This is a genomic window from Saccharopolyspora hirsuta (genome assembly GCF_008630535.1).
Taxonomy (GTDB): Bacteria; Actinomycetota; Actinomycetes; order Mycobacteriales; family Pseudonocardiaceae; genus Saccharopolyspora; species Saccharopolyspora hirsuta.
Genome location: NZ_VWPH01000010.1, coordinates 194,510 through 199,409 on the forward strand (window position 1 = coordinate 194,510; position 4,900 = coordinate 199,409).

The 4,900-nt window shown below is 72.1% G+C and carries 4 protein-coding genes; all 4 read right to left on the reverse strand.

Annotation, left to right across the window (positions count from 1 at the left end; translation table 11 throughout):
- Window positions 1–25 precede the first annotated feature (25 nt).
- Window positions 26–832: an alpha/beta fold hydrolase gene (locus F1721_RS22545; protein ID WP_150068736.1), complete on the reverse strand. Its 807-nt coding sequence runs from the start codon at window positions 830–832 to the stop codon at window positions 26–28.
- Window positions 833–847: 15 nt separating this feature from the next.
- The gene (locus F1721_RS22550; protein ID WP_246155246.1) at window positions 848–3,301 is read right to left on the reverse strand and encodes a penicillin acylase family protein; all 2,454 of its coding nucleotides are present in this window, start codon (window positions 3,299–3,301) and stop codon (window positions 848–850) included.
- Window positions 3,302–3,310: 9 nt separating this feature from the next.
- A complete protein-coding gene (locus F1721_RS22555; RefSeq protein WP_150068737.1) occupies window positions 3,311–3,538 on the reverse strand; it encodes an MbtH family protein in 228 nt (75 codons plus the stop codon).
- Window positions 3,539–3,623: 85 nt separating this feature from the next.
- Entirely contained in the window at window positions 3,624–4,874 is a 1,251-nt protein-coding gene (locus F1721_RS22560; RefSeq protein ID WP_150068738.1) for a cytochrome P450, read from the reverse strand.
- Window positions 4,875–4,900 lie beyond the last annotated feature (26 nt).

Consider the following 4,900-nt stretch of genomic DNA (forward strand, 5'->3'; position numbering starts at 1 on the left):
GGCACCGAAAACCCACCGGAAACCGCTACGCAGCAGCGAAGAATCCGAGGATGCTCTTGTTGACCAGCTCCGGTTCCTCCAAGTACCCGTAGTGCCCGCAGTTCTCGATCACCTCGAACTGCGCGCCGGGGATCGACGCGGCGAGCTCCCGCCCGCTGCGCGGCGGGGTGAGCAGGTCGTCGGCGAAGGAGATCACGTGGCAGGGCACTCGGATCCCGCGGTAGGCGACCAGCCGGTCCGGCATCGGTTCCAGCGCCAGCTGGGCCCGGTAGCCCGGCCCGCTGTCCGAAGTGGAGAACTCCAGCAGGTCCAGCCAGTCCCGGGTGCGCTGGTCGTGCTCCGTGGTGGCCGGGGACAGCACCTGCATGGCCTGCACCACGGCGGCGTAGCGGGCGGGCAGCACCACGCCCGAGTCGTGCAGGGCCTTCTCCGCCTCGGCGCGGGCGATCTGCAGCGCATCGCTGCGCCCGCGGCTGGCCATCAACACCGCCTGCCGCACCAGGTCCGGGCGGGCCAGCGCGAGCTCCTGCGCCACGTGGGCCCCCATCGAGGTGCCCACGACCCGGACCGGGCCGAGTTCGAGCCGCTCCACCAGCCCCACCACGTCGGCCACCATGTCGTCCACGGTGAACCCCTCCGGGCACACCTCGCTGGGCGGGATTCCCCGGTTGTCGAAGGTGATCGCCCGGTACCCGGCGGCGATCAGCGCCGGCACCTGGTGCAGGTGCCACACCCGGCCGCCGCTTCCGGTTCCCATGATGAGCACCACGGGTTCGCCGGACCCGGTGTCGGTGTAGCTCAGCCTGATCCCGTTGATCGTCTCGATCGGCACGACGTCCTCCCGCTCTCACCGCTCGGAGATGACTTCCACCCGCAGCACCGGTGACGCGGCGATCTCGCGCTCGCCGAACCGGGCCGGGACCCACTGCCCGGCCGAGAACAACCGGGTCTGGTCGGCGTAGTGCGGTGAGGTGGGATCGGCCGACTGCGAGTAGGTCAGCAGCGTCGACGCACGGGGGGACTCCCCGGCGTCGAACTGCACGACCTGCAGGAAGCTGGAGCCGTGCGTGACCTCGGTGTTGCCCGCGGCCGGATCCCAGTGCGGGGTCAGCACGTTGAGGACCCCGGTCTGGTGCGGCGCGCCGTGCACCGGGATCTGCTCGCCGTTGCGCGTCACGTGCTGGTACTCGCCGAGCGGGGCGTCGAGCGGGATCCCAGCGGTCTGCAGCTCGGCGGCGGCATCGCCGAAAGCCGTTTGCACGGCCGGGTTCTCGACGGCCAGCGTGTTCGGCGTGTTGACCGGATCGACGGGGTCGAACGGCGTCCGCCACGGCCCGGTGGGCACCTCGGCCAGCTGCGCGACGAACCGCTCGAACAGCAGCGAACCCCGGCTGTCCAGCCGGAAGTCGTGCCCCCAGTCGGCCAGGGCCGGGCACGCGGCCGACACGTCGACCGGCCCGGAGCTCGACGGCGCCCGGCCACCGGGGAACGCCGCGCACATCCGCGCGGTGTCCGCCGCGGCCAGCTCGGCGACCCGGCTGTGGTCGGCGAACAGCACCTGCTTCATGTCCTCGGCGCTGAACCCGCGCTCCGGCAGGCCGTCGGTTCCGGACAACCGGCGCTCGACGGTCCGGATCGCTTCCCTGGTCCGGGCGGACCGCTCGGTCGCGACGTCACCCACCACGCGGGGGTAGTCCGCAAGGGGTGCCTCCGGGTTGGTCAGCCAGGGGCTGTCGTTGGCGTTGAGCACGTAGTCGCGCCTGGTCAGCTCGGGCAGCTGCGCCGGGCCGAGCAGCCCGGGTTCGACCGCCGCCGGATCGCTGCCCCACTCGCACTCGCTCCGGCCGCCGTCGAGCACCGGGATGCCGCTGCTGGGGAAGACCTGCGAGCCCAGCGGGGTGCTGCAGTCGGCCGCCAGCTCGTCGGTGACGTGCGGGACCGCCTGGACGTCGGAGTACAGCGCGTTGCCGGCGCGGTCGGTGGCGATGGTGTTGACCCAGGGCATGCCCTGGCTCGCTGCGAGGGCCCGGCTGACGTCCTCGGTGCTGCCCGCGCGGGCCAGGTCGAACCAGGTGTTGAGGGCGCGCAGGTTCGTCGCGTTCGCGTCCCGCAGCACGTGCGCGCTGCTCGCCCACGGCAGCGGCACGTTGCCCAGCTGCGTGACGACCGGGCCTTGCGGCGTCGTCCAGATGGTCCGCTGCTCCCGGCCGATCGTGCCGTCGGGGCGGCGGACGTCGAAGGAGACCGGCACCGGGGTCATCTCGCGGGCCCGCCCGTCGACCAGGTAGGTGGTCGGACTGCCCGGTGCCAGCGGCAGTTCGAACAACCCGAAGGTCGCCGCCGTGGACACCGTGTGGCTCCACGCCACATCCTGGTTGTGCCCGATCTGGATGCCCGGGAACCCGAGCAGGCTGGCGCCGGAGACGTTGACCTCGCCGGGGATGGTCAGCTGCGACTGCCAGAACCGCAGGGCGCCCTGCCAGTAGAAGTGCGGGTTGCCGAGCAGCACGCCGCCACCGCCCCGGGTCCCGTCCGCCCCGACCGCGATCGCGTTGCTGCCCATCGACTTCTCCGCGGGGAACAGGTCGAGGTGGGTGGGCACCTCGGGCAGCACCCCGGCCGGTGCGGGCCGGGCGGTGCTGATGCCGTCGATGGCCACCCCGCTGCCCATCGCGGTGGCCACCGCGTTCACGTGCCGGTAGACGTCCAGCTCGTCGATCGGCCGGACCCACTCGGCCCCCCGGCAGGCCGGGTCGGTGATGCCGTCCCGGCCGGTGTCGCGCAGGAACCGGTTGTACCCGGCGACGTAGCCGCGCACGAACTCGGCGACCTCCGGCTCGGGCCCGATGGGCGGCGCCTGCCCCACCAGCCGCTCCACCGCACCGGTGTCCTTGCGGTACTGGTAGTACGCGTCGCTGTTCGCGCTGGTGCTGGCCCTGCCCAGCGCCGGGTTCCCCGGTGCGTCGGGGCCGAAGTAGCGGGAGCGCTCGGCGTCGACCGTCACGTAGGCCTCCGCGATCAGGCAGATGTTGTCGCGGGCGGCCGCGTAGGCGTACCCGTAGCCCAGCCCGGCGTAGTCGTCGGCGACGACGTGCGGGATGCCGTACTCGGTGTAGCGGATCGTGGCCCGCTCGGTCCCGGTGGCCGCGGCCTGGGACGCTCCGAGGAACGCCGTCAGCACCAGCACCAGCACACCCGCGAGCGCGCGCCCGGCGCGCCGACGTCCTCGAAGCTGCCCCATCCGGTTGGTTCCCTTCCGCTCCATCTCGATCCGCTCCAGCAGCGGGTGCGGTGCACCCACCGCGCCACCTCACCCGGCGGCCGCGTCGCCTTCCATCGCGCGCACCAGGCTCCGCGGGCGCATGTCGGTCCAGTGCTCGTTGACGTAGTCCAGCGCCGCCTGCCGGTCGGCGTCGCGCAGGACGACCTCCCAGCCCGCCGGGACCTCCGCGAACGCCGGCCACAGCGAGTGCTGCCCCTCGTCGTTGACCAGCACCAGGTAGGTGCCCTCCGGGTCTTCGAACGGGTTCGTGCTCATCGTGCTCTCCCTTCCGCACTGCGCACCGGAATCCGGTGCGGCTCCTCGACTTCCGCGGCCGGTCGGGGGACCGGCGCGGGACGGTTCACCCGTCCACTCCGGCCGACCGGGCAGCGCGGTGGCGCTCCAGCCCGGCGGCGTCCGGTGCGAACCGCACCGGAAGACTGCTGATGCCGGTCAGGAAGTTGGAGTGGATCCGCTGGACGGGACCGGCCAGTTCGAAACCGGTGGCGAAATCGCGCAGCGCGGACAGCACTTCGGCCACCTCGACCTTGGCCAGGTACGCCCCCAAGCAGTAGTGCGGGCCGTACCCGAAAGCCAGGTGCTTGTTGGGCGAACGGGCGACGTCGAACACTTCCGGCTCGGCGAACACCCGCTCGTCCCGGTTCGCCGAGCTGTGCCACAGCGTCACGACGTCCCCGGCGCGGATGGTGCGGCCGTGCAGCTCCACGTCGCGCACCGCGCGGCGGCCGAAGTGCATGGTGGGGCTGGCCCAGCGCAGCACCTCGTCCACGACCGGGTCCAGATCGACCTGGTGGTCCTTCACCCGCCGCCACTGGTCCTCCCGGTCGGCGAAGGTGCGCACCGCGTCGATCATCGTCAGCCGACTGGTCTCGTCACCGCCGATGATCAGGCTGTAGCAGTTGAGGACCACGTCGTCCTCGGACAGCGGCTCGCCGTCGATGCTGCTGGTGGCCAGCACGCTGATCACGTCGTCGCCCGGATTCCGGCGGCGCTGCTCGCACTGCTCCCCGAAGTACAGCAGGATCTCGTTGCGGGCCAGCACCGAGTCCAGGTCCGTGCCGTCGGCGTCGTCCGAGCTCAGCGCGGACTTCGTCTGCTGCAGCAGGAAATCGCGGTCCGATTCCGGCACACCGAGCAGGTCGCTGATGGTCGCCATCGGGATGCGGCTGGCGATCTCGGCGGCGAAATCGCACTCGCCGCCCTCCACCGCCGCGGACACCAGCCGCCGGGTGTTGTCCCGCACCCGCTCGGAGATCCGGCTCAGCGCGCGCGGGGAGAACGCCTTCAGCAGGACCTTGCGGAGCTTCTGGTGCCGCGGCCCGTCGGTGACCGCCAGCATCCGGCCCGCCGCGGAGTCGCCCCCGGCCAGCAGGGTCACCAGCACGTTGCCCCGCTCCGAGCTGAACTGCTCGTCGTCGCGGTACACCGCCATGATGTCCGCGTGGCGGCTCAGGACCCAGAAGCCGGACCGGTCGCCGCGCGGTGGTTGCCAGTGCAGCGGTTCCTCGGCGCGCAGACGCCGCCAGAAATCACCGAGGTCGTGCTCCGCGAAGGTCCGCGGGTCGGCCAGGTCCGGGATCTCACCGTTCACGTTGCTCCTTCCGGCTTCCGTCCTCG

Coding starts and splice junctions, on each gene's coding strand:
- F1721_RS22555 (WP_150068737.1), bottom strand. CDS start 3,538: ATGAGCACGAACCCGTTCGAAGACCCGGAGGGCACCTACCTGGTGCTG.